Source organism: Mycolicibacterium rutilum (assembly GCF_900108565.1).
GTDB lineage: Bacteria > Actinomycetota > Actinomycetes > Mycobacteriales > Mycobacteriaceae > Mycobacterium > Mycobacterium rutilum.
Genome location: NZ_LT629971.1, coordinates 2,206,170 through 2,230,634 on the forward strand (window position 1 = coordinate 2,206,170; position 24,465 = coordinate 2,230,634).

28 protein-coding genes are annotated in these 24,465 nt (G+C 67.8%); 11 read left to right on the forward strand and 17 right to left on the reverse strand.

Going from position 1 to position 24,465, the window contains the following annotated elements; translation table 11 throughout:
* The first annotated feature begins 10 nt into the window (after positions 1–10).
* Positions 11–1,462: a sensor histidine kinase gene (locus BLW81_RS10745; protein WP_083407152.1), complete on the forward strand. Its 1,452-nt coding sequence runs from the start codon at positions 11–13 to the stop codon at positions 1,460–1,462.
* Here BLW81_RS10745 and BLW81_RS10750 read toward each other — a convergent pair.
* The 11 genes from BLW81_RS10750 to BLW81_RS10800 form a co-directional block, all read right to left on the reverse strand.
* Positions 1,450–1,854, reverse strand: coding sequence for an HIT family protein (locus BLW81_RS10750; RefSeq protein ID WP_083407153.1), 405 nt, complete (start codon positions 1,852–1,854; stop codon positions 1,450–1,452). The two genes, BLW81_RS10745 and BLW81_RS10750, sit on opposite strands and share 13 nt — an antisense overlap.
* A complete protein-coding gene (locus tag BLW81_RS10755; protein WP_083407154.1) occupies positions 1,770–2,357 on the reverse strand; it encodes a hypothetical protein in 588 nt (195 codons plus the stop codon). Before BLW81_RS10755 ends, BLW81_RS10750 begins: the two co-directional genes overlap by 85 nt.
* 91 nt (positions 2,358–2,448) lie before the next feature.
* Entirely contained in the window at positions 2,449–3,306 is an 858-nt protein-coding gene (locus BLW81_RS10760; RefSeq protein WP_083407155.1) for an SDR family NAD(P)-dependent oxidoreductase, read from the reverse strand.
* On the reverse strand, positions 3,296–3,727 hold the full coding sequence (locus BLW81_RS10765) for a nuclear transport factor 2 family protein (RefSeq protein WP_083407156.1): 432 nt from the start codon (positions 3,725–3,727) through the stop codon (positions 3,296–3,298). The genes BLW81_RS10760 and BLW81_RS10765 overlap by 11 nt, the downstream gene beginning before the upstream one ends.
* A gap of 6 nt (positions 3,728–3,733) precedes the next feature.
* Entirely contained in the window at positions 3,734–4,867 is a 1,134-nt protein-coding gene (locus tag BLW81_RS10770; RefSeq protein WP_083407157.1) for an NDMA-dependent alcohol dehydrogenase, read from the reverse strand.
* A 91-nt stretch (positions 4,868–4,958) separates the two neighbouring features.
* On the reverse strand, positions 4,959–5,498 hold the full coding sequence (locus BLW81_RS10775; RefSeq protein WP_083407158.1) for a nuclear transport factor 2-like protein: 540 nt from the start codon (positions 5,496–5,498) through the stop codon (positions 4,959–4,961).
* Between the two features lie 2 nt (positions 5,499–5,500).
* Positions 5,501–5,707: a ferredoxin Fdx gene (locus tag BLW81_RS10780; RefSeq protein ID WP_083407159.1), complete on the reverse strand. Its 207-nt coding sequence runs from the start codon at positions 5,705–5,707 to the stop codon at positions 5,501–5,503.
* Positions 5,708–5,716: 9 nt separating this feature from the next.
* Entirely contained in the window at positions 5,717–7,069 is a 1,353-nt protein-coding gene (locus BLW81_RS10785) for a lanosterol 14-alpha demethylase (protein ID WP_083407160.1), read from the reverse strand.
* Positions 7,066–7,890, reverse strand: coding sequence for an SDR family oxidoreductase (locus tag BLW81_RS10790; protein ID WP_083407161.1), 825 nt, complete (start codon positions 7,888–7,890; stop codon positions 7,066–7,068). Before BLW81_RS10790 ends, BLW81_RS10785 begins: the two co-directional genes overlap by 4 nt.
* Positions 7,890–9,098 carry a cytochrome P450 gene (locus BLW81_RS10795; protein WP_083407162.1) on the reverse strand — a complete coding sequence of 403 codons (1,209 nt, stop codon included), beginning with the start codon at positions 9,096–9,098 and terminating at the stop codon, positions 7,890–7,892. Before BLW81_RS10795 ends, BLW81_RS10790 begins: the two co-directional genes overlap by 1 nt.
* Positions 9,095–9,700, reverse strand: coding sequence for a TetR/AcrR family transcriptional regulator (locus tag BLW81_RS10800; RefSeq protein ID WP_083407163.1), 606 nt, complete (start codon positions 9,698–9,700; stop codon positions 9,095–9,097). The genes BLW81_RS10795 and BLW81_RS10800 overlap by 4 nt, the downstream gene beginning before the upstream one ends.
* Before the next feature lie 141 nt (positions 9,701–9,841).
* Here BLW81_RS10800 and BLW81_RS10805 point away from each other — a divergent pair, with 141 nt between their 5' ends.
* From BLW81_RS10805 to BLW81_RS10835, 7 genes are all read left to right on the forward strand, one after another.
* Positions 9,842–11,308 (forward strand): aldehyde dehydrogenase, encoded by a 1,467-nt coding sequence (locus tag BLW81_RS10805; protein ID WP_083407164.1) that lies wholly within the window; start codon positions 9,842–9,844, stop codon positions 11,306–11,308.
* Positions 11,309–11,390: 82 nt separating this feature from the next.
* Positions 11,391–12,140, forward strand: coding sequence for an SDR family oxidoreductase (locus BLW81_RS10810; RefSeq protein ID WP_083407165.1), 750 nt, complete (start codon positions 11,391–11,393; stop codon positions 12,138–12,140).
* Positions 12,137–12,985, forward strand: a complete 849-nt coding sequence (locus BLW81_RS10815) for an NAD(P)-dependent oxidoreductase (RefSeq protein WP_083407166.1) — start codon at positions 12,137–12,139, stop codon at positions 12,983–12,985. Before BLW81_RS10810 ends, BLW81_RS10815 begins: the two co-directional genes overlap by 4 nt.
* Positions 12,986–12,987: 2 nt before the next feature.
* Positions 12,988–13,431, forward strand: a complete 444-nt coding sequence (locus tag BLW81_RS10820) for a carboxymuconolactone decarboxylase family protein (RefSeq protein WP_083407167.1) — start codon at positions 12,988–12,990, stop codon at positions 13,429–13,431.
* A complete protein-coding gene (locus tag BLW81_RS10825; RefSeq protein WP_083407168.1) occupies positions 13,421–14,647 on the forward strand; it encodes a hypothetical protein in 1,227 nt (408 codons plus the stop codon). Before BLW81_RS10820 ends, BLW81_RS10825 begins: the two co-directional genes overlap by 11 nt.
* 42 nt (positions 14,648–14,689) lie before the next feature.
* Positions 14,690–15,331, forward strand: coding sequence for a DUF5642 family protein (locus BLW81_RS10830; protein WP_157897652.1), 642 nt, complete (start codon positions 14,690–14,692; stop codon positions 15,329–15,331).
* 9 nt (positions 15,332–15,340) lie between these two features.
* The gene (locus BLW81_RS10835) at positions 15,341–16,057 is read left to right on the forward strand and encodes a DUF5642 family protein (RefSeq protein ID WP_157897653.1); all 717 of its coding nucleotides are present in this window, start codon (positions 15,341–15,343) and stop codon (positions 16,055–16,057) included.
* Here the strand turns inward: BLW81_RS10835 and BLW81_RS29695 are convergent.
* Genes BLW81_RS29695 through BLW81_RS10855 form a run of 4 tightly spaced genes read right to left on the reverse strand, consistent with a single transcriptional unit; the run spans position 16,054 to position 19,393 of the window.
* Positions 16,054–17,040: an EspA/EspE family type VII secretion system effector gene (locus tag BLW81_RS29695; RefSeq protein WP_197680364.1), complete on the reverse strand. Its 987-nt coding sequence runs from the start codon at positions 17,038–17,040 to the stop codon at positions 16,054–16,056. The two genes, BLW81_RS10835 and BLW81_RS29695, sit on opposite strands and share 4 nt — an antisense overlap.
* A 20-nt stretch (positions 17,041–17,060) precedes the next feature.
* Positions 17,061–17,678: a TetR/AcrR family transcriptional regulator gene (locus BLW81_RS10845; RefSeq protein WP_083407171.1), complete on the reverse strand. Its 618-nt coding sequence runs from the start codon at positions 17,676–17,678 to the stop codon at positions 17,061–17,063.
* A gap of 13 nt (positions 17,679–17,691) precedes the next feature.
* Entirely contained in the window at positions 17,692–18,921 is a 1,230-nt protein-coding gene (locus BLW81_RS10850) for a cytochrome P450 (protein WP_083407172.1), read from the reverse strand.
* Between the two features lie 49 nt (positions 18,922–18,970).
* Entirely contained in the window at positions 18,971–19,393 is a 423-nt protein-coding gene (locus BLW81_RS10855) for a DoxX family protein (RefSeq protein ID WP_083407173.1), read from the reverse strand.
* A gap of 67 nt (positions 19,394–19,460) precedes the next feature.
* Here BLW81_RS10855 and purD point away from each other — a divergent pair, with 67 nt between their 5' ends.
* Complete coding sequence (gene purD, locus BLW81_RS10860; protein WP_083407174.1) at positions 19,461–20,729, forward strand: phosphoribosylamine--glycine ligase; 1,269 nt, start codon at positions 19,461–19,463, stop codon at positions 20,727–20,729.
* Here the strand turns inward: purD and BLW81_RS10865 are convergent.
* Positions 20,726–21,547, reverse strand: a complete 822-nt coding sequence (locus tag BLW81_RS10865; RefSeq protein WP_083410460.1) for an alpha/beta hydrolase — start codon at positions 21,545–21,547, stop codon at positions 20,726–20,728. The two genes, purD and BLW81_RS10865, sit on opposite strands and share 4 nt — an antisense overlap.
* Positions 21,548–21,643: 96 nt before the next feature.
* Here BLW81_RS10865 and BLW81_RS10870 point away from each other — a divergent pair, with 96 nt between their 5' ends.
* The gene (locus BLW81_RS10870; protein WP_083407175.1) at positions 21,644–22,273 is read left to right on the forward strand and encodes a TetR/AcrR family transcriptional regulator; all 630 of its coding nucleotides are present in this window, start codon (positions 21,644–21,646) and stop codon (positions 22,271–22,273) included.
* A 48-nt stretch (positions 22,274–22,321) separates the two neighbouring features.
* Positions 22,322–23,740, forward strand: a complete 1,419-nt coding sequence (locus BLW81_RS10875) for an APC family permease (RefSeq protein WP_083407176.1) — start codon at positions 22,322–22,324, stop codon at positions 23,738–23,740.
* On the opposite strand, the gene BLW81_RS10880 is transcribed toward BLW81_RS10875, so the two are convergent.
* On the reverse strand, positions 23,703–24,458 hold the full coding sequence (locus BLW81_RS10880; protein ID WP_083407177.1) for a DUF429 domain-containing protein: 756 nt from the start codon (positions 24,456–24,458) through the stop codon (positions 23,703–23,705). The two genes, BLW81_RS10875 and BLW81_RS10880, sit on opposite strands and share 38 nt — an antisense overlap.
* Positions 24,459–24,465: the final 7 nt, after the last annotated feature.

Below are 24,465 nucleotides of genomic sequence, written 5' to 3' on the forward strand. Positions count from 1 at the left end.
CAATAGGCAGATGAGAACCGTGGGTGGACGCGGCGTGCCGTTGCGCGTCTCCCTGGTCGCGGCCACCCTCGTGCTGGTGGCGTGCGGCCTGTTGGCCTCCGGCATCGCGGTCACCTCGATCCTGCGCCACACCTTGAGCAACCGCGTCGACCAGGAGCTGCTCGACGCGTCGCGCGGCTGGGCCGCCCAAGCCCCGCAGGGCGCGCCTGCCCCGCAGATCGAGGGACCGAACCCGACCCGGCCGCCGTCGAACTTCTACGTGCGCGGGGTCGGTCCCGACGGGCGCATGTGGATGGCCGTCAACGACCGCGACGCCGAACCCGACCTGCCCGACGACAACGATGTCGGCCCGGTCCCGGTCACCATCGGATCCACCGACGCCTCGGGCGTGGAATGGCGCGCGATGACCGTGCGCGGGCCCGGCGGCGAGTTGATGACCGTCGCGATCGACCTGTCCGACGTGCAGACCACCGTGCGCGAACTGACCTACGCGCAGGTCGGTATCGGCCTCGCGGTGCTGCTGGTACTCGGCGTCGCCGGCTACGCCGTCGTGCACCGCAGCCTGCGCCCGCTCGTCGAAGTCGAGCAGACCGCGGCCGCGATCGCCGCCGGCGAGTTGGACCGCCGCGTCCCGCAGCGTGACCCGCGCACCGAGGTGGGCCGACTGTCGTTGGCGCTCAACGGGATGCTGGCTCAGATCCAGACCGCGATGGCCGCGTCGGAGTCCTCGGCCGAGGCGGCCCGCAGTTCCGAGGAGCGGATGCGACGGTTCATCACCGACGCCAGCCACGAGCTGCGCACCCCGCTGACGACCATCCGCGGCTTCGCCGAGCTGTACCGGCAGGGCGCGGCCCGTGACGTCGAGATGTTGATGAGCCGCATCGAGAGCGAGTCCAGCCGGATGGGCCTGCTCGTCGAGGACCTGCTGCTGCTCGCCCGCCTGGACGCGCAGCGGCCGCTGGAACGCCGCCGCGTGGATCTGTTGACGCTGGCCACCGACGCGGTGCACGATGCGCGGTCGATCGCGCCGAACCGGGACATCTCGTTGGAGGTGCTCGACGGCCCCGGCACCCCCGAGGTGCTGGGCGACGAGGCCCGGCTGCGTCAGGTGCTCGGCAACCTGATGGCCAACGCGCTGCAGCACACCCCGGAGACCGCGGGCGTGACGGTGCGGGTGGGCACCGCCGGGCAGCGCGCCGTGCTCGAGGTGTGCGACGAGGGTCCCGGCATGACGGCCGAGGACGCGCAGCGGGTGTTCGAGCGGTTCTACCGCGCCGACTCGTCGCGGGCGCGCGCCAGCGGCGGGACCGGCCTGGGCCTGTCGATCGTCGATTCGCTGGTGTACGCACACGGCGGCACGGTCAAGGTGACGACGGCACCGGGGCGTGGCTGCACGTTCACGGTCAGTCTGCCCCGCATCGCCGATCTGTCGGCGACCGAGGTCGCCGCTCAGGTCAGCTGAGCCAGCGCGTCCTTGATCTTGGCCTGCGCCTCGTCGAGCGATTCCTGCGACGGGTTCGGGTCGGCGTTGGCGAAGCCGAAGTCCGCGAGGTCGCTGGTCGGGAAGACATGCACGTGCAGATGCGGCACCTCGAGCCCGGCGATGATCACGCCGGCGCGTTCGGCCGGGAACGCCTTGACCACGGCCTTGCCGATCAGCTGCGACACCTCCATGACCCGGCCGAAGACCGCAGGCTCGATGTCCTGCCAATTGTCGATCTCGGCGCGCGGAACGACGAGCGTGTGGCCCTGGGTGATCGGCGCGATCGTCAGGAAGGCGACGACGTCGTCGTCCTCGTAGACGAACCGGCCGGGGAGCTCTCCGTTGATGATTTTGGTGAAGACGGTCGCCATGGGTTCGAGCATTCCAGGGCGGCGGGCCCGTCGGCGCGCTGGGGTGTCGACGCGAACTCCCCGAGCACCAGGGGGCCGGAGCCCTCGGCCTGGGACGCCGCGGCGTCGACGAGGTAGTCGGTGACCGCGGTCGCGGCCTCGGCGTCCGTGAGCGGTTCACAGAGGTACGCGGGGTTGGTGCCGGTCGCCGTGGCCAGCAGTTCGCGGCAGCCCGGCCCGTACTCGGCGCTCTCCTGGAAGTCGTTGTGCGAGTAGCGGATCAGCTCGGCGCGGGTGTTGACGGCGTATCCCGTCAGAGCTTCTGGGTCGAGGGTCAGCGCCCAGAACGGTGGCGCGACCCGATAGCGGCGCACGTCCCGGCCCGGTGCCGCCGACCGGCTCGGCGGCACCCAGATCTCGAAGGCGATCTGCTGGGTCCGGACCTGATAGCGGCGCATCACGTAGACGAACGCTTCGGCCGCAGCCCGCTCGGCGGGCGACCTGGCATCCGCGCTCGCGGCCATCCGCCGAGTGTATTAGCTGACATCGACGATGTCTGCGCATGTTCGAGTGCACATCGGTGAGAGATGCGTCTCAACGGTTTGCCGGGCGGTGTCAGCCGCTGATCTTGGCGTGCAGCTCAGCGACCGTCCACGGCGGACTGTCGTGATGATCGCGGTAGGCCAGCAGCGCCGGGGTGGGCCGGTCGAAGCGCCCGACGAACCCGCCGGCCGCGATGAGGATCTGTCCGGTGACGTCCTTGGCAAGGTCGCTGACGAGGTACGCGTAGGTCGGCGCGACGTACTCCGGCGGTGCGGCGTCGAGTGCGCCCTGCATGCTGACGTCGTCGAGCAGTCCGCGCCGGTGCAGGTCGGCGATGTGGGCCTCGTAGTCCGCGCCGGTGGACAGCCGGGTGCGCGCGCCCGGGCACACCACGTTCGCGCGGACACCGTGCGCCTTGAGCTCGGCAGCGATCGCCAGGGTCAGCCCGTTGACACCGCCCTTGCCTGCCGGGTAGCCGGTGCCGCCGTAGTCCCCGAGGAATGCGAACGAGCTGGTGTTGACGATGGCGCCGCCGCCTTGGGCCACCATTTTCGGCGCTGCCGCGCGGCAGGTCTCGAACACCGTGCCCAGATGCGCGTCGAGCAGGTCGCGGAACTGCGCCGAGGTGACGTTGAGGATCGATGAGCCGGCGGGCTCGGCGGTACCCGCGCAGTTGATCAGGATGTCGATCCGGCCGAACTCCCGCACACAGGTGTCGATCAGTTCGTCGGCGGTCCGGGGGTCGGCCGGTGAGCCGGGCACGCCGACGGCGGCCGAAATTCCTTGTGCCGCTGCGGATACCGCGTCGGCGTCGCGGCCGTTGAGGACGACACCGGCGCCCTGTTCGGCGAGCAGCCGGGCCACCGCCAGCCCGACGCCGCGCGACCCGCCGACGACAACCGCGCCGCGGCCGGTCAAGCTACTGGGCATCCTCCGCCTGACCGAACTGCATCGCGTCCATGTTCCAGTAGCCACGCAGGTTGGTGATCAGGCCGGCGTCGTTGGTCTTGTAGGTGAACACCCCGCGGACCGTGGCGACGAAGCCGTTCGGGAAGGTGGTCTGCAGGACCAGGATGTAGGCGATCTCGTTCGGGCTGCTGGACGGGAACGTCTCCTCGCAGGTGACGCGCAGCTGGTTGGGCCCGATGTTGGTGTCGTAGAACGCCGCAACGGCGTCCTTGCCGCGGACCCCGGTGCCGTCCGGATTGGTGACGGCCTGCCCGATCGGGTCCTCGATGACGATGTCGTCGGCCATCAACGCCAGCCAGCCGTCGCGGTCACCGGTCTGGACGCAGCGCCACGAGTTCTGTGACGCTGCGACCACCGGGCTCAGCTGCGCCGTGTCAGCCACGCCGACTCAGCGATCCTCGTCGGTGTAGCGGATGACGCCGCGGATGTTGCGGCCCTCGAGCATATCCTGGTAGCCCTCGTTGATCTGCTCGAGCTTGTACTGCCGGGTGACCATGTCGTCGAGGTTGAGCCGGCCCGCCTTGTACATCGACAGCAGCTGCGGGATGTCGTGGTGCGGGTTGCCGCCGCCGAAGATGGTGCCCTGCAACCGCTTCTGCAGCAGGGTGAGCATCGACAGGTTCAGCTTGACGTCGTTGCTCGCCATGTTGGCGACGGCGGTGGCGACCACGGTGCCGCCCTTGGCGGTGATGTTCATGTAGTCGTCGATGTCCTCGCCCTTGAGCTCACCGACGGTGACGATCGTCTTCTGCGCCATCCGGCCCTGGGTGACCTCGGCGACTCCGGCCATCGCGGCGTAGATGTCGGGGTAGGCGTGCGTCGCACCGAACTTCAGCGCCGAATCACGCTTGAAGTCAACGGGATCGACCACGAAAATGTTGCGCGCGCCGGCGGCCACCGCGCCCTGCAGGGCGCCGGTGCCCACGCCGCCGACACCGACGATGACCACGTCATCGCCCGGGCGGACGTCGCCGCTGCGGACGGCCGAGCCGTAGCCGGTGGTGACGCCGCAGCCGACCAGGCAGGCCACCTCGAACGGGATCGACGGGTCGATCTTCACCACCGAGCTCTTGTGCACGACCATGTACGGGCTGAACGTGCCGAGCAGGGTCATCGGGATGACCGGCTGGCCGTTCTTCACGGAGTGGATCCGGTGGGTGCCGTCCGACACCGCGGTGCCGGCCAGCAGGCCCGCGCCGAGGTCGCAGAGGTTGCGCAGTCCTTCCTGGCACGCGGGACATTCACCGCAGGACGGGATGAACGACAGCACGACGTGGTCGCCGGGGGCGATGTGCTCGACGCCCGGGCCGACCTCGGTGACGATGCCGGCGCCCTCGTGGCCGCCGAGCACGGGGAAGCCGGCCATCGGAATGTCGCCGGTGACCAGGTGGTGGTCCGAGTGGCACATCCCGGACGCTTCCATCTGGATCTTGACCTCGTCCTTGACCGGGTCGCCGATCTCGATCTCCTCGATCGACCACGGCTGGTTGAACTCCCAGATCAGGGCGCCTTTTGTCTTCATGCGAACGTGCCTTCCGTTGGTTCCGGTGACCACAGACTAGAGGCCGTAGTTGCTTCCGTCACACCCACCCCCAATCAACTGCTTGGCCGGGTCACCAGATGGGTGCCGGAGCCTGCCCGAGCGGGTAGTACCCGGGCAGTTTCTCCCCGGACAGTGAGCGTTCGATGCGCTTCTGCATGGCGGGGGTCAGATCGCCCGACTCGATCAGCTTCGCGTACCCCTTGGCCACGTGGCCGAAGTCGAAGAAGTCGCGCTGCCATTCGATGAGCAGTTGATCGTTGAGCCGGAACCAGCTGCCGCCGATGCCGTAGATCTCCGCGCGGGTGCCGTCGCCCTTGTTCGCGACCTGCTTCCAGAAACCGACGATCTCGTTCTGCTTCTCGTCGATGAGCACCTTCTGGTACTCGTAGACCCAGTTCTCCAGGCCCTCCATCTCCAGGCCCAGGGCGATGTCGCGGATCTCGGTCTTGTTGACGCACATGACGTCTTCCTTGGGGCCGATGTTCCAGCCATAGGTCGCGTCCTCGGCGTAGAACTCCGCGAGGTTTCGCCAGTCGCCTGCTGTCTCGGACTCCTTGTTGGCCTGCAGCCAGCGCTCGACCCAGTCCTCGAGTTGTTCACGTGACGCCATTGTCAGTCCTTTTCTGTGATGGATAGAGCTCGGGTGGGACACATTTCGACGGCCATCTCGACGGCGTCGCGTAGTTCATCAGGTGGTTCGGCGTCGACGATCTCGACGACGCCGCGTTTGGGTACCCGGAAGACATCCGGCGCCTCCAGCTCGCACATCGCGTGGCCCTGGCACAGGTCCTCGTCGAGTTCGACTCGGTAACAGCCCATTGCGATGCCCTACTTCACGCGCCTGCGGTAGCGCACCTTCGCCGGCTGGGCCAGCTGAACGACCATCTTCGAATGGTCGTTGCGGTAGCTCTCGGCGGGCTGCGCCATCTCGAACTCGTACTCGCGCAACAGGACCGAGAAGATCGCCTTGATCTGCATCTGCGCGAACGCGGCGCCGACACAGCGGTGCTTGCCCGCGCCGAACGGGATCCAGGTCCACCGGTTGGCGATGTCGGCCTGTTCGGGCTTGTTATAGCGGTCGGGGTTGAACGCGTCGGGGTCCGGGAAGTCCTCGGCGATCCGGTTGGAGATCGCCGGTGACGCGGCGACGAAGTCACCCTTGTGGATCGGCAGACCCTTCACCTCGAACTCGTCCTGCGCCACGCGCATCAGGATGATGAGCGGCGGATGCAACCGCAGCGTCTCCTTGACGACGTTGTCGAGCTTCGGGATCTGGCGCAGCGCATGGAAACTCACCTCCTGGCCGTCGGCGTAGAGGTCGTCGAGCTCCTGCTGCACCTGGGCGTAGGTGTCGGCGTGGCGGATCAATTCGATCAGCGTCCACGCCGAGGTGCCCGAGCTGGTGTGGTGGCCGGCGAACATCAGCGAGATGAACATGCCGGTCACCTCGTTGGCCGAGAAGCGCGGATTGCCCTCGTCGTCCTTGATGGAGACGAGCACGTCGAGCAGGTCGCGGTCGGCCTTGCTGGCCGGCGGAGACGCCACCCGGCCGTCCATGATGTCCTGCACCAGCGCAACGAGTTTCACCCGCGACTCGTCGCGGATGCGGAAGCTCTCGATGTCCAGGTAGGGGTCGACGTAGCACAGCGGATCGGTGCCGCGCTCGAGCTGGTGGTAGTAGTGGGCGAACCGGCTGTCGAGCTGTTCGCGGAACTTCAACCCGATCAGGCAGGCGGTCGAGGTGTAGATTGTCAGCTCGGAGAAGAAGTCGAGCAGTTCGATCTCGCCGTGGGGTCCCCACCCGGCGATCATCTTCCTGACCTCGTTCTCGATGGTCGCGGCGTGACCCTTCATCTGCTCACCGCGCAGTGCGGTGTTGTGCAGCATCTCGGCCCGGCGTTCGGGATCCGCGTCGAACACCACGCCCTCGCCGAAGATCGGCGTCATGAACGGGTAGGCCTCGGCCTGGTTGAGCTCACTGTCGGTGGAACGGAAGAAGAACTCGTTGGCCTCCGCCCCCGACAGCAGGATTACGTGCTTGTCGACCAGCTGGAACCAGCCGACGTCTCCGCATTCCTCGCGGACCCGCTTCATCAGCCCGATCGGGTCGGTGCGGAACTCCTCGAGGTGACCGTGTTCCTCTTCACCACCGGACACCCGGGGCACGATTGCGGTCGTCATGTCGGCATTCCCTCCTCACCAAGCGCAAGTTTCTGTCGGTCTTTCACCTCGGCCAGCGGCGCTTCGGGCTGCAGCTCCATGTTGGCGATAAACCCGCCGCGCGGCGTCTCCGCGACGAACGTGATCGCGCGAGCGAGGTCAGACGCCCGCAGGAAGTAGTCGTGCCGAGCCTGACCCCACTTCGCCCAATCCTCCAGAGCAGGACCGATTTTCTCGGCGGGCAGGCTCCAACCCATGCTGGTCTTGGTGGGTCCCGGGTGCACGATCGAGGCGCGCACACCGGTGCCTTCGAGCTCCATCTGGAAGTTGTGCACCATCGCCAACAACGCCGCCTTGGCCGCACCGTAGGCGCCCATGTGCGGGCGCTGGCGCAGTGCGACGTCGGAGCCCACGAAGATCAGGTCGCCGCGCCGGCGCTCGAGCATGCCGGGCAGCACCGCGGCCGCGAGCCGGTTGGCGCCGACCAGGTGGATCTGCAGCTGCGACTCGAACTCGTCGGTGGTGATCTCGGCCAGCTTGCCGAAGTAGGTGTCGCCGGCGCCGGCCACCAGCACCTCGATCTCGCCGAGCGCCTCGACCGATTGGGCGACAAACGTTTTCACCGAGTTGGGGTCGGTAACGTCGAGATGGAAACCGACCGCCTCGCCGCCGTCGGCGTTGATCTTGCCGACGAGGTCTTCGAGCTTCTCGACGCGTCGCGCGCCGAGTGCGACCGGGAAGCCGCGGGCAGCCATCTCGAGGGCCGTCGCTTCTCCGATGCCGGAGGAGGCGCCGGCGACGATGACGGGTCGGCGTTCGGGCAGGGGGTCAAAGCGGGGCATTACGAGACCTCAACTGTCATAGGAAGATGAGCGAATCCGCGGACATTGCTCGAGTGGACGCGGACGGCGTTGGCCTCGTCGACCTCGTATCCGCGGATTCGCCTGAACAACTCGGTCAGCGCCACCCTGGCCTCCATGCGTGCGAGATGCGCACCGAGGCAGAAGTGGGCTCCGCTGCCGAAACTCATGAGCTTGGACCCGATCTCGCGGCCGATGACGAACCGGTCCGGGTCCTCGAACACCCGCTCGTCGCGGTGCGCCGATCCGGGCAGCAACAACAGAACGTCCCCGTCGGGGATCGTGGTGTCATACAGCGTCAGCTCGCCGGCGACGGTGCGCGCGAGGATCTGGCTGGAGGTGTCGTAGCGCAACGTCTCCTCGACCCACAGCGGCACCCGCTCCAGGCCGGAGTACACGCCGGTGAGTTGGTCGGGGTTCTTGTGCCCCCAGAATGCCGCGTTGGCAAGCAGTTTGGTGGTCGTCTCGTTGCCGGCGATGACCATCAGGAACATGAACCCGAGGATCTCGTCGTCGGTCAGCCGGTCGCCGTCGATCTCGGCTTCCAGCAGTGCGGTGGTCAGGTCGTCGGTGGGGGTCTTGCGGCGCTCGGCGACCATGCCCTGGTAGTAGACGATCAGGTTGATCGACGCCTCGACGGCCGCCGGTGGCACGTCGGTGACTCCCTCGTCGCGGTGCATGACGCCGTCGGCCCAGGCGCGCACCTGCACACGGTCCACCTCCGGCACGCCCATCAGTTCCGAGATGACGTCCATCGGCAGCTTGCCGGCGAATTCGTCGACGTAGTCGACGGTTTCGTTCGAGCGTGCCTTGTCGAGCAGGACGTCGAGGTGCTGGACGGCGATCTCGGTGACCCGCGGTTCGAGTTCGCGGATGCGCCGCGGGGTGAACCCCTTCGACACCAGTGTGCGCAGCCGGAGGTGGTCGGGGTCGTCCATCGCGAGGAAGGACATCGTCTTCGACGCGTGCGGGCCGCGCGACGCCGGATCCAGCGACACCCCGAACTTGTTGGACAGCGTGGTGCTGTTGCGGAAGCCCTGCAGGACGTCCTGGTGGCGCGACAACGCCCAGAAGCCGAGCTCGTCGTTGCGGTACAGCGGCGCCTCGTCACGCAACCGCTTGTAATAGGGGTACGGGTCCTCGTGGAAGTCGTAATCGTATGGGTCGAGCACGATTTCGCTGATGGTCACTGGTCATCTCCCAAGATGAGGCCGACGACGTAGCTGAGTCGGTCGGCGATCTGGTGGTAGGTGAACACGCCGCTGCCCGCGTTGACCAGCGCGCCGAAGAACGTCATCTCCAGCGCCGCCAGCGCCCGCGGATCGGCGTCCGGGCCCATGGCCGAGCGGATCCGGCGGTGGATCTCGGCGCCGATGCGGTCGCGCACCGCGCGCACCGCGCCGTCGGTGCCGCTGAGCAATGCTGTGGTGCACGCCGCGGCGACCTCGGGTTCGTCGGCGACCATCAGCGCCATCGCGCGCAGCGTCTTCTCGACCCGCGTCAGCCGGGTCTCGTTGACGTCGGTGAAGTACGGCACCTGCCGCATCAGGTCGAGGTACACCTCGGCGATCAGGTGGTTCTTCGACGAGAAGTAGGTGTAGGCCGTCGCGGGGGCAACCTTGGCCCGCGCGGCGACCGCGCGCACCGTCAGATCCGCATAGGACGATTCGCGCAGCATCTCGACGCCGGCGGTGAGCACCTTGCGGAACGTCTCCTCCTGGCGCCGGTTGCGCGGCGTCTCCCCGGCGACAGGCGACGAGCCTGTGACCGCAACCACGCGCTCGCTGGACACATGTCCAAGTTAGACGACCGGCCGCGCGCGTCGCAAGTGCGCACTTGGCGGCCCGGTGCTTGCCAGTGGGCAGGCCAGGGGTCTAAGGTTCGGTGCAAACCAATCCGGACAAGTGTCCAGTAGTGGCGAAACGGAGACGGGATGGCAGTGCTGCCCAATCGCGAGAGTCAGTTGCTCATCGACGGCAAACTCGTCGCGGGCAGTGGTGGCACGTTCAACACCGTCAACCCGGCCACTGAAGAGGTGCTGGGTGTCGCGGCCGACGCCACCGCCGAGGACATGGGCCGCGCGATCGAGGCCGCCCGGCGGGCGTTCGACGACACCGACTGGTCGACCAACACCGAGTTGCGGGTGCGCTGCCTGCGCCAGCTGCAGGCGGTGCTGAAGGAACACATCGAAGAGCTGCGCGAGATCACCATCGCCGAGGTCGGTGCGCCCCGGATGCTCACTTCGGCGGCGCAGCTCGAAGGCCCGGTCGACGACCTGAGCTTCTGCGCCGACACCGCGGAGTCCTACGAGTGGGTGACCGATCTGGGTGTCGCGTCGCCGATGGGCATCAAGACCCGCCGCCGGATCGCCCGCGAGGCCGTCGGCGTCGTCGGCGCCATCACGCCGTGGAACTTCCCGCACCAGATCAACCTGGCCAAGATCGGTCCGGCGCTGGCGGCCGGCAACACCGTCGTGCTCAAGCCCGCACCCGACACCCCGTGGTGTGCGGCCGCGGTCGGTGAGCTGATCGCCGAGCACACCGACATCCCGCCCGGCGTCGTCAACATCGTCACCTCCAGCGACCACGGGGTCGGCGCGCTGCTGTCGAAAGACCCGCGCGTGGACATGGTTTCGTTCACCGGGTCGACGGCGACGGGCCGCGCGGTGATGGCCGACGGCGCCGCGACGATCAAGAAGGTGTTCCTCGAACTCGGCGGCAAGTCGGCGTTCCTGGTGCTCGACGACGCCGACCTGGCCGGTGCCTGCTCGATGGCGGCGTTCACCGCGTCGATGCACGCCGGACAGGGCTGCGCCATCACGACCCGGCTGGTGGTGCCGAAGACCCGCTACGACGAGGCTGTCGAGGCGGCCGCGGCGACCATGGCCGGACTCAAGCCCGGCGACCCGCAGGACGCCGGAACCATCTGCGGCCCATTGATTTCCGCACGGCAGCGCGACCGGGTGCAGGGCTACCTGGATTCGGCGACTGCCGAGGGTGGCAGGTTCGCCGCCGGTGGTGGTCGCCCGGCGGACCGCGACACCGGGTTCTTCATCGAGCCCACGGTGATCGCCGGCCTGGACAACTCCGCGAAGGTGTCGCGCGAGGAGATCTTCGGGCCGGTCCTGACGGTGATCGCCCACGACGGCGACGACGACGCGGTGCGGATCGCCAACGACTCGCCCTACGGCCTGTCGGGCACGGTGTTCTCCGGTGACGAGGAGCGCGCGAACCGGACGGCGGCGCGGATGCGCGTCGGCACGGTCAACATCAACGGCGGCGTCTGGTACTCGGCCGACATGCCGTTCGGTGGATACAAGCAGTCCGGCCTGGGCCGCGAGATGGGGCTGGCCGGTTTTGAGGAATACCTGGAGATCAAGGCGATCGCGACGGCGGTCTGACCGCGCCGAATGGCCCGTTATGGCACACCTATTCACTGAAGTCGCGCATTAAGTGGCCATTCGGCAGAAGGAAGGGATAGACATGGGGCAGTTCGACGACAAGGTGGCGATCGTTACCGGCGCCGGCGGAGGCATCGGCCAGGCCTACGCCGAGGCGCTGGCGCGGGAAGGCGCGGCGGTGGTGGTGGCTGACATCAACACCGAGGGCGCCCAGAAGGTCGCCGACGGCATCAAGGGCGAGGGTGGCAACGCGCTCGCGGTGCGGGTCGACGTCTCGGACCCGGATTCGGCCAAAGAGATGGCCGCACAGACACTGTCGGAGTTCGGCGGCATCGACTACCTGGTGAACAACGCCGCGATCTTCGGCGGCATGAAGCTGGACTTCCTGATCACCGTCGACTGGGACTACTACAAGAAGTTCATGAGCGTGAACATGGACGGCGCGCTGGTGTGCACCAGGGCGGTGTACAAGAAGATGGCCAAGCGCGGGGGCGGGGCGATCGTCAACCAGTCCTCGACCGCGGCGTGGCTGTACTCGAACTTCTACGGGCTGGCCAAGGTCGGCATCAACGGGCTGACCCAGCAGCTGGCGACCGAACTGGGTGGCCAGAACATCCGGGTCAACGCGATCGCGCCGGGTCCGATCGACACCGAGGCCAACCGCACCACCACGCCGCAGGAGATGGTCGCCGACATCGTGAAGGGAATTCCGTTGTCGCGCATGGGCCAACCGGAGGACCTGGTCGGGATGTGCCTGTTCCTGCTGTCCGACCAGGCCAAGTGGATCACCGGGCAGATCTTCAACGTCGACGGCGGACAGATCATCCGATGACGGAGCCGCGGCTGGGGTACATCGGCCTGGGCAACCAGGGCGCGCCGATGGCCAAGCGCCTCGTCGACTGGCCGGGCGGGCTGGTCGTGTTCGATGTGCGCACCGAGGCGATGACCCCACTGGTCGAACTGGGTGCCAGCCTGGCCGACAGCGTCGCCGACGTCGCCAAGGCCGACATCATCAGCGTCACGGTGCTCAACGACGCGCAGGTCCGCGAGGTGGTCGGCGAGCTCGGTGAGCACGCCGCGCCGGGGACCGTCATCGCGATCCACTCCACGATCGAGCCCGACACCGCAGCGGAATTGGCTGAGCAACTGCGGGACAGAGGGATTCACGTTGTCGACGCTCCGGTCAGCGGCGGTGCGGGGGCAGCGGACAAGGGTGAGCTCGCCGTGATGGTCGGCGCCGACGACGAAGCCTTCGCCCAGGTGAAGCCGGTCTTCAAGAAGTGGGCGTCGCTGGTGGTCCGGGCGGGCGAGCCGGGCGCCGGGACCAGGATGAAGCTGGCCCGCAACATGTTGACCTTCATCGGGTTCGCGGCGTCCTGCGAGGCGATGCGGCTGGCCGAGGCCGCCGGGATCGACCTGCAGAAGCTGGGCCGGGTGGTCCGACACAGCGATGCGCAGAGCGGTGGGCCGGGCGCAATCATCCTGCGCGACAACATGAACGACCTCACGCCGGACCACTGGCTCTACGACATGTTCACGCACACGCGCGGACTGGCGGAGAAGGACCTCAGCCTGGCGCTCGCGCTGGGCAAGGCCACCGGAACCGAACTGCCGCTGGCCGAGATCGCGCTGCAGAACCTGGCCGCCGGGCTCGGCGTGCCGCACACGAAGGAGTGACGATGGACGAGCTGCGCCGCAGGGGCCTCGAGAAGATGAACGAGGTCTACGGCTGGGAAATGCCGAACATCGAGGGCGACCCGTATTTCGACCTGACCGTCGACCACCTCTTCGGGACGATCTGGGCGCGTCCGGGTTTGTCGATGCGGGACAAGCGGATCATGACGCTCACCGCCGTGACGGCCGTCGGCAACTCCGACCTCGCCGAGATCCAGGCCAACGCGGCGCTGGCCAACGGTGAGATGACCGAGGACGAGCTCAAGGAGATGGCGATCTTCTTGACCCACTACCTCGGATTCCCGCTGGGCTCGAAGCTGGACGGGGCGGTCAGCAAGGTCATCAAGAACCGCAAAAAGGCGGCGGCGAAGGGCCAGGGTGAGGACAAGAAGGCGAACGTCAACGCCGCGGTGAAGATGCATTCGGGCGGAACCGTCCATGACGAGTAGGTACGCGTCCCTGTCCCGAGACCAGCTCGCGGTCCTGGTGCCCGAGCTGCTGCTGATCGGTCAGCTCATCGACCGGTCCGGAATGGCCTGGATCATCAGCAATTTCGGCCGTGAAGAGATGCTGCAGGTCGCGATCGAAGAGTGGATGGGCGCCAGCCCGATCTACACCAGGCGGATGCAGAAGGCGCTGAAGTACGAGGGCGTCGACATCATCACGATCTTCAAGGGCCTGCAGCTCGACATCGGCGCCCCGCCGCAGTTCATGGACTTCCGCTACACCGTGCACGACCGGTGGCACGGCGAGTTCCATCTGGATCACTGCGGCGCACTGCTCGACGTCGAGCCGATGGGCGAAGAGTACGTGCGGGGCATGTGCCATGACATCGAGGACCCGACGTTCGACGCGACCGCGGTGGCCACCAACCGCCGCGCGCAGATCCGCCCGATCCACCGGCCGCCACGGACCCCGGCCGATCGCCATCCGCACTGTGCGTGGACGGTGATCATCGATGATTCCCATCCGGAGGTGGAGGATCATCCGGTGCTGGAGGTGGTGGGCCGGTCCCGCGCCGCCAGAACCGAACTCGAGGCCATCGATCCCAGCGACGAGGGTGAGTCGGACTACTCCGGTGCCCTGCTGTCGGATTTCGACTTCGCAGCGTTCTCGCACTCGGCGCTGGTGCGGATGGCCGACGAGGTCTGCCTACAGATGCACCTGCTGAACCTGTCCTTCATGATCGCGGTGGGCAAGCGCGCGGGCACGAACACCGAACTGGCCACCGAGATCTGCACCAAGCAACTGATCGGAGTGGCCGGAATAGCCGCCGAGCGGATCCATCGCGCGCTGAAGCTGCCCGCCGGTATCGAGGGCGCCGTTCGGACTCTCGAGCTGCACCCGATGCTCAACCCAGCGGCCTACGTGGAGGCGGAGTTCGGCCCGGACGTCGTGCACGTGCAGCGCTCGGCGGCGCACGAGGACGGCGCCTGGCTGTCGCTGGTGACCCCCGACGAGGTGCGCCCGCTACAAGCGGCCGTCCGTGCGATCGACAGCCGGCTCGACGTGGAGGTGACCGGCACCGCCGAGGACTGGACCGCGCGCATTGTCGAAACCGACACGGAAGCCAAGGAATTGCCCGAGGTTTCGGTGGTGAAGGTCAGCGGCGGAGCGACGTGGCTGTTCGAGGACCGCAAGTCGCTGCCGTTGACGGTGCTTTGATTGGTGCATCTCGGGGGAGCGCAGCGCCCTTAGGCTGAAACCGTGAAGCTCGTTTCGCGCTTCGCGCCCGCAATCGTAGTGACCGCCGTCCTGGCTGGGTGCTCGACGCCGGCGCCGGAGACACCGAACCTGGCGGGACTCGGGACACTCAGCGGTGACTTTCCGCCTGGCCTCACACCGTCGGAGCCGTGGTCCGGACCGAAGGAGGTCGATCCCCGGTGGGCGCACCTCGTGGGCGACACTGTCAACTACGGGGACGAGTTCACCGTCGATCCTGCTCAGTGCCGACCTCTGCTCAAACCGGTTGAGGCACAAGCAGGTGCGATAAGAGCTGGGATCGGCGCCGGTGGCCCGCAGCCACCGCTGCTCAGCGTCAGCGCGGTTGATCCCATCGCGGTGCCGGTGCCCGTTCCGGACAGTGGATGCAATCGCGTGAAATTCACCGTGGGGGACGCCGTTCCCGACGGTACGGCCGTGCGACTGGACGCACCGGTATTCGACGGAGCGACGACCTACGGCCTGCGAATCGACCATGGCGGCGTTGTCGAGTACTTCTACACCGCGATCCTGGACGGTCGCACCTACGTGCAAGTCACTGCGCGGATGGCGCCGGATTTCCAGGCCGAACCGCTACTTCCCGACTTGCTGACCAAGGCTGTCGCTGCGATCCGGTCGCCGAATTAGTGCGATGCAGTGGCCGGCGCGGCCTTTAGGGTGAAAGGCATGGCTGGGACTGGACGGATCTCATTGACGGCGGCACTGGCAGTCATCGTGGCGGCCGGGCTCGCGGGCTGCTCGGGTTCAGAGGGCGCTACGGAAAGCACCACATCGTCGCCGGCGGCGCAGACCTTCGATCTGTCGAAGCTGTCGCGACTCGAAGACGAAATGCCCGCAGGCTTCATCCCTTATCCATCGCAGGTCGAGAAGCTCCAGCACGTGCTTGTCGCCGGCGTCGGTTCGGTCGTGTCCTATGGGAAGCCGTTCACCGTCGACCAACCGGAATGTGCGGTCCTGTTGAACCCGGTTCGAGGTGAGGCAGGCGCCGACTCGATCGGCGTGCGAGCGGATGGCGAAGACCGGCGAATGATCGTGGTGAAGGCCGACATGCCGGTCACCGTTCCGGAAAAGATCCCGAGTACCGGGTGCGACCGGATGACGTACAACGTGCCCGATGACGATCACCCATACAGCGGAACAGCCGAACGCATCGAGGCTCCGCCGATCGACGGCGCCCAAACCTACGCACTGAAGGTCACAATCGACGGCTACCCCGACCCGGAGTACTACTACGCGGCGATCCTCGGCGACCGGTTGTTCATCAACGTCAATGCGCGGCTGGCGCCGGACTATCCGGCACAGCCCGTGCTGCCGGACCTATTGGTCAAGGCGGTCACGGCGATCCGCGGTTAAAAGGGCCGCCCCGCATACGGATCCGGCAGCATGATGCCTGACCGTGGCCACAGTTCGATCATCTCCGGCGGAATGCGCGCCCCAGGATCGACGAACTCGATCTTGGCGAGATCAACGGGCGCCTCGGGAATTTTCGGTTCGTAGCCCGGATAGTTCGGGTTGGGTACCCATACTCCCGAGTCAGGCACCAGTTCCATCTCCCAGGGTTGGCCCTCGCTTTCGGGTCCCCGGTACACGACGTCATTCAGGTCCAGCGGCGCTTGCGGTGGTTTCGGGCGGTAATTGCGACTGTGGGGATCCGGCACCCATACCCCCGAACCGCGGACCAGTTCCATGTAGCCGGCGCGACCGTAGGTGTCACGATTCTCTGGGTCAAACGGTGCCTTGTACTCGATGTCGGCGAGGTCGAGAGTGGAGTCGGGAATCGCCTTCTTCTCGTCGTTGACAAAGTCAACCTGCTGGACGTCACCGTCCTCGTTGCCGCGACCCTCCGGCTCGCCCAATTCGTCGTACTCGGAACCGATTCCGCGCATTCGCTGCGCGATGGCGGCGAGATCGCCGTGGGACTTCTGGATGATGTCGGCCACGTCGCTGGCGCCCTTGCTCACCACCGGCCACAGCATCTGGTCGCCGGCCATGGTCCGCGGCACCGTCGACGCCGCGTCGACCACCCACTGGCGAACCGAATCCAGCTGAGTCCGGCCCGCCGCCACCACCGCCGCTGCGCGGTCCACCTCCCCGGCGAGACGCTTGTCCAGACCCGCCATCACGCCCAGAGCCGTCGCATGCCGCGAGTTCATGTCGGCGTAGCTGTCGGAACCTGCGCCGGACCAGTCCGCGCCCGGCGCCGCTGACTGCACGTCGCTCTGCGCGGCCTGCAGTCGCGCGCTGTTGTCGATCCCGGCACCGCCCTGCGGCGCACCCTCGCCGAACGTGGCCCGCGCCTGCGACCACGTCGACAGGAAAGCATCCAGCACACCCACGTTGGTGAGTCTAAAACGGCTCAGCTGGTCGGTTCGGCGGCAATTTGCGCGCTCACGCCGGCCCCGACCCAGCGGCGCAGGTATGCGCGCAGCTGCGCCCCACTCCGCGGCGGTCGGCCCGGGTCGATGACGAACGACTGGATGATGCGCAGCAGGTGCTCGGCCAGTTCGTCGAGATCGTCGTCGCTGAACCCGAGCCCCGACCAATTCACATCGAACCGGCGCAGCATGGAGTTCGCGAATTCGAGCGCGATGTCCGACGTCACCGTCTGGCTGAACGCGCCCGCCCGGCCCGGCGTCAACAGCAGCCCGATGTGCTTGTCCTCGGGCAGCCACTCCAGCGCGGTCGCGATCCCCTCCGCGACCGCCTCCTCAGGGTCGGCGACGCCCTGCAGGTGCGCGGCCAGCCGGTCCAGGAAACCGGTCGCCGCCCGCTGCGCCGACGCCTGCAGCAGCGCGTCCGTGCTGGGGAAGTAGCGGTACACCGTTTGGCGGGTGACACCGAGCGTACGGGCGACGTCGGCGATCGAGAAGTCGGCGCCCCGGGCGTCGATGGCGTTGCCTGCGGCGTCGAGGATCCGGGCTACCGCCTCCTCATCCGTCGACGGTGCCGAGCCCGACCAGCCGTGGGTACGCACGGCGAAATCCTACTCAACCCCCGTACGACACCTGCAGGTCCTTGACACCGTTGATCCAGCCCGACCGAAGACGTTGCGGCTCACCGAGTTTCGAAATGTCCGGGATCTGGTCGGCGATCTCGTTGAACATCAGCTTGATCTCCATGCGGGCCAGGTTCGCGCCGATGCAGTAGTGCGCGCCGTTGCCGCCGAAGCCCACGTGCGGGTTCGGATCGCGCAGGATGTTGAACTCGAACGGCCGGTCGAACACCGACTCGTCGTAGTTGGCCGAACTGTAGAACAGGCCGACGCGCTGCCCCTCACGGATGGTGACGCCGCCGATCTCCGTGTCGGCCAACGCCGTTCGCTGGAAGCAGTGCACCGGGGTGGCCCAGCGCACGATCTCGTCGGCGGTGGTCTCGGGGCGCTCGCGCTTGAACAGTTCCCACTGCTCGGGGTTGTCGAAGAAGGCGTTCATCCCGTGTGTCATCGCGTTGCGGGTGGTCTCGTTGCCCGCGACCGCCAGCAGGATCACGAAGAACGCGAACTCGACGTCGCCCAGCGACTCCCCGTCGATGTCGGCCTCGATGAGGCGGGTGACGATGTCGTCGGCCGGGCACCGGCGGCGCTCCTCGGCCATCGTGTACGCGTAGCCCATCAGCTCGGCGTTGGCGACGGTCGGGTCGGAGTCGAAGTCCGGGTCGTCGGTGTTCATGATCGCGTTGCTCCAGTGGAACAACTTGTCGCGATCGGCCTCGGGTACACCGATCAGATCGGCGATCGCCAACAGCGGCAGGCTCATCGCGACGTCGTCGACGAAATTGCCGCTGCCCTTCTCCTTGGCCGCCGCCACGATGTCGCGGGCCGCAGTGGCGAGCTTCTCCTCCAGCGTGGTGATCGCGCGCGGGGTGAACAGCCGCGACACCAGCTTGCGCAGCCGGGTGTGCTCCGGCGCGTCGTGGTTGATCAGCAGCGCCTTGGTCAGGTCGAGCTGCTCGGCAGTGACGCCCTCGGGCAACCGCATCACCGCACCCTTGCGGTTCGTCGACCACAGATCGGAGTTGCGCGAGATGGCCTTGATGTCCTCGTGGCGGCTGATCACCCAGTAGCCGCCGTCGTCGAAGATCGACTCAGCCTGTTCGTTCCACCAGACCGGCGCCGTCTTGCGCAGTTCGGCGAACTCCGCGACGGGGATGCCGCGCAGCAGGACGTCGGGGTCGGTGAAGTCGTACCCGGGGCCGAACGGGCATGTGGTCTGCGTCATACACTCGACCATACAGCGTCGTGTCAAGTGTATGGCCGCGCCGCGGAGCTCAGCGGCGTCGCGGCACGCCCGTGCTCCACAACGCCCACGCCACCAACACGGGCTGGAAGAACAACCGCACCAACCGCTTGGTGTCGGTGTCGAGGCCGAAACCGTCCCTCTTGTTGACGTACTGCGCGATGTTGCCCGGGAACACCGCGACGAAGAACGCCGCGATGAGCCTGCCGACCCGCACCCGGTCGCGGGTGAGCAGCGCCAGTCCCGCGCCGATCACGATCTCGACGCCACCGGAGGCCAGCACCACCGCGTCCTCGTCGAGTGGGATCGACTTCGGCACCTGGGCGCGGAACTCGTCGCGCGCCCAGAACAGGTGCGACAGGCCGGCGAAGATCAACACCCCCGCCAATGCGTACCGGGCGGCGGTGCGCAGGGGTGTGGTGGGCGGCGGGGGCGGGAGTTCGGTGGCGACCATCGTCGCCCTGTACCCCGGCGCATCGCGGACTGAACCAAGATCGGCTTTGCCGTTAGGGTGGGCAACTGTGCGAGTCCTGGTGATCGGATCCGGTGCCCGTGAACATGCGTTGCTGCTGGCGTTGCGGCGCGACCCCGAGGTCGACGCGCTGGCCGTCGCACCCGGGAACGCCGGCACCGCGGCGATCGCCGACCAGCACGACGTCGACATCACCTCCGGCGACGCGGTGGCCAAGCTGGCCCGGCAGATCAACGCCGATCTGGTGGTGATCGGACCCGAGGTGCCGCTGGTGCTGGGCGTGGCCGACGCCGTTCGCGCGGCCGGCATCGCGTGCTTCGGGCCCTCCAAGGACGCGGCCCGCATCGAAGGCTCGAAGGCGTTCGCCAAGGACGTGATGACCGCGGCCGGCGTGCGCACCGCCCGCAGCGAGATCGTCGACAACCCGGCGCACCTCGACGCGGCGCTCGACCGGTTCGGGCCGCCCGGCGGCGATCCCGCCTGGGTGGTCAAGGACGACGGCCTGGCCGCAGGCAAGGGCGTGGTGGTGACCTCCGACCGCGATGCGGCGCGGGCCCACGCCGCGAGCCTGCTCGATGCCGGCCATCCGGTGCTGCTGGAGTCCTTCCTCGACGGACCCGAGGTGTCGCTGTTCTGCGTCGTCGACGGTGAGACGGTCGTGCCGCTGCTGCCCGCTCAGGACTTCAAGCGGGTCGGCGACAACGACACCGGGCCCAACACCGGCGGTATGGGTGCCTACGCGCCGCTGTCGTGGCTGCCCGATACCGTCCTCACTCAAATCAGCGACGAGATCGTCAAACCCGTTGCCGCCGAACTGGTCAAGCGCGGCAGCTCGTTCTCCGGGCTGCTCTACGCGGGCCTGGCGATCACGTCGCGCGGGCCCGCCGTCGTCGAATTCAACTGTCGCTTCGGCGATCCGGAAACCCAGTGCGTACTCGCATTGCTGGAGACGCCGCTGGGCCAATTGCTCTACGCCGCCGCCATCGGCGACCTCGCCGGTGAACCGCCGCTGCAGTGGCGCGACGGCGCCGCGGTGACGGTGGTGCTGGCGGCGGAGAACTATCCGGGACGCCCCCGCGTCGGCGACGCGATCACCGGGTCCGAGGCCGACGGTGTCCTGCACGCCGGCACCACCCTCAGGGACGACGGTGCGGTCGTGTCCTCAGGGGGTCGGGTGCTCTCGGTCGTCGGCACCGGCGCGGACCTGACCGCCGCCCGCGAGGCGGCCTACCACTTGGTCAAATCGATCCGGTTGCCGGGCAGCCACTTTCGCAGTGACATCGGACTGGCCGCCGCCGAGGGCCGCATCAGCCTCTAGGCGACGAGCAGCGGGGCCAGCCACGCGATCTCGGCGGGCAGCTGCGAACTCCAGAACCCGCCGTCGTGCCCGCCGGGGGAGAACCCGCCCGCGGGCGGATTCGGCAGCTGCGCGACGAACTGCTTGGTCGCCGAGTAGAACGGATCGCTTGTGCCGCAGTCGATCCGGATCGGTATGGAGGCGAGTTCCGGCAGCCCCCACACGCTGTTGGCCGCGTAATCGTCGGCGCCGTCGAACGCACCGGGGGCGGCCGCTCCCGGCGACGTCCACAGCGCCGGGCTGACCGCGCAGATCGCCGCGGTGCGGGCCGGTCCGAGCCGGGCGCCGAGCAGCAGGGCGCCGTATCCGCCCATCGACCACCCCAGGAACCCGACGCGCGAGGTGTCGAGTCCCTGCGAGGCCAGCATCGGGATCAGCTCATCGAGCACCATCGCCCCGGAGTCCTCGCCGGACGCCCGCGTGTGCCAGTAGCCGCCACCGCCGTCGACGGCGACGACGGCGAACGGCGGCAGACCCGCCGCGGCGGCCTGCGCCAGTCCCTGTTCGACACCGCCGGCCATCACACCGGCCGCGTCCTGCCCCTTGCCGTGCAGCGCGATGACCGGACGCAGCGGCGCGGTCTGGCCCGGCGGCCGGGCGATCGCCCAGTGGGTCGAGACGCCGCCACGCGCCGCCGAGACGAACGACCCGTCGACGTAGGTTGCCGCCGCGGGCTCGGCCGGGGCCGTCGGCGCCATGCGCACCGCCGCGACACCCGCGGCGGCACCGACCCCGAGGCGCAGAAGGGCGCGGCGACTCAGTTCGGGCATGGCGGCCATCATGCCATCGGCGCGTGGCCCCGAAAGCCGCGAGTTCCCTGGACAAAGCCTGACGATTAGCCGAAAGCGCTATGGGAGACCCGCCCGACTGGCAGCATGCTAAACGTGACGGCAGCGGTCACTCCCAAGGGAGAACGTCGGCGGTACGCGCTGGTCAGCGCGGCTGCCGATCTGCTGTGCGAAGGCGGCTTCGACGCGGTGCGGCACCGCGCCGTCGCGCGCCGCGCGGGCCTGCCGCTGGCGTCGACGACCTACTACTTCTCGTCGCTGGACGACCTCATCGCCAAGGCGGTCGAATACGTCGGCGAGCGTGAGGCCGAACAACTCCGCGCCCGGGTCGCGATGCTGTCGCGGCGCCGGCGGGGAGCCGAGTCCACCGCCGACATCCTGGTCGACCTGCTCGTCGACGACGTGGCCGGGCAACGGGTCAGCGAGCAGTTGATCTCCCGGTACGAGCGCTACATCGCCTGCGCCCGCCACCCCATGCTGCGCGACATCCAGCGCCGAATCCTGCGGCAGCGCACCGACGCGGTGATCGAGGTCGTCGAACGCTCGGGACGCTCGGTGCGGGCCGAGTATCTGACCGCGTTGGTCAACGCCGTCGACGGTGCAGTCGTCGCGGCGCTGGTCGCCGATGGCGAGGGTCCGCGCGCAACAGCACGCGCGACGCTGGTCGACGTGATAGACGTGTTGGCACCGATAGACGAGCGAGTGGCGCAGGTGTGACACCGGTAGGCGGCCGATGAGCGCTCGCGCGAAGAGCGAAAGGCACAGATGAGTACGCCGGTGGACAAGGAGCCAGAGCTTCGGCGGGTCATGGGTCCGGGGCTGTTGCTGCTGTTCGTCGTCGGCGACATCCTCGGCACCGGCGTCTATGCGCTGACCGGCCAGGTCGCCGGCGAGGTGGGTGGCGCCGCCTGGCTGCCGTTCCTGCTGGCGTTCAGCATCGCGACCATCACGGCCTTCTCCTACCTCGAACTGGTCACCAAGTATCCGCAGGCTGCCGGTGCAGCGCTCTACGCGCACAAGGCATTCGGGATTCAGTTCTTCACCTTCCTGGTCGCGTTCGTGGTGATGTGCTCGGGGATCACGTCGGCGTCGACCGCCTCGCAGGCGTTCGCGTCCAACATGATCAAAGGTTTCGACCTGGACTGGGGCAAGCTCGGAGTCGCGGCCATCGCGCTGACGTTCATGGCGGTGCTGGCGGCGATCAACCTGCGCGGGGTCAGCGAGAGCGTCAAGCTCAACGTCGGCTTGACGATCATCGAGATCAGCGGTCTGCTGCTGGTGATCTTCGTCGGACTGTGGGCCTTCACCCAGGGCGGCGACCACGACTTCTCGCGCGTCGTCGTCTTCGAAAGCGGTGAGGACCGAAGCACATTCGTCGCGATCACCGCCGCGACATCGCTGGCGTTCTTCGCGATGGTCGGCTTCGAGGACTCGGTGAACATGGCCGAGGAGACCAAGGATCCCGTCCGCACCTTCCCCAAGGTGCTGCTGACCGGCCTGAGCATCGCCGGGGTGGTCTACATCCTGGTGTCGATCATCGCGGTCGCGCTGGTGCCGATCGGCGAGCTGCGGGAGAGCTCGACCCCGCTGGTCGACGTGGTCGAGGCGGCCGCACCGGGACTGCCGATCGACGAACTGTTCCCGTTCATCACGATGTTCGCGGTGTCCAACACCGCGCTGATCAACATGCTGATGGCCAGCCGGTTGATCTACGGGATGGCCCGTCAGCGGGTGCTGCCGCCGATGCTGGGCAGTGTGCACCCGACGCGGCACACCCCTTGGATCGCAATCATTTTCACGACCATCATCGCGTTCGGGTTGATCCTCTACGTGTCGGCGTTCGCGAGCAGCAAGGCGATCTCGGTGCTCGGCGGCACCACCTCGCTGCTGCTGCTGGCGGTGTTCGCGATGGTCAACGTCGCCGTGCTGGTGTTGCGCCGCGACGTGCGCGAAGCCGGTGGGCATTTCAGGACGCCGACGGTGCTGCCGGTGATCGGGTTCCTCACGTCGCTGTACCTGGTGACGCCGCTGTCCGGCCGCCCGGCCACGCAGTACCTGTTGGCCGGCATCCTGCTGGTGATCGGGGTGGTGCTGTTCGCCGTCACGATGGCGATCAACAAGCGACTCGGCATCACGGACGCCGGCATCACCGATCCGACGCGGCTCGCGGAGACGCCAGACTGATCGGCAATGTCGGTGTGACGATGTAACCCGTCTCGCCGTCCCCGTAGACGGTGGTGTCCTCGCTGCGCCGCTCGGAATACAGCGCGACGTACGCGCAGAGCACCGCGTCGACGGGATCCTCGCACGCGTTGAGGTGGACCGGTCGCGTCGCCGCCTCGATCCTCGTGCGCAGTTCGCGCCACTCGGGGCAGGTGTCGACGTCCAGGCGCGGGCTCGCGTCGCGCAGGCCCTCGATCAGGTCGACCAACCGCAGCAGCTCCGACCGGCGGCGGGCGACGTCCTTGCCGCGCTTGTATTTGAGCGTCTTCGGGAGCGCGAACAGCGAAATCGTCGCCGCGTGCGGATACACCTCGATCGCCCGCCGGTCACTGCGCGAGTGCGGGTCGCAGTCGAGGCCGAGCAGCTGACAGAGGACCTCGCCGCGCGCGGGGTTGAACAGCGGATTGCTGGTGTTCGACGGCTGCGCACCCGCCTCGAACCGGGCGAAATGCCGGTTGTACAGGGTCTCGCCGGGCCGGAAGCCGGTGGCAGTCCTGACGATGAGAGGCGCATCGACGCCCACGACGCAGGCGCCGCCGACATACGGTGCGACCGCCGCGGCGATGTCGTCGTTGGTGATCGCGGCGCCGACCTGCACGAGCCTCCCGTCGTCGTCGAGGACGGCGACACCGGTCTGGTTCCGCGCACCCCACGCGAGGTCGAGGCCGATGAAGTACATGCGATCA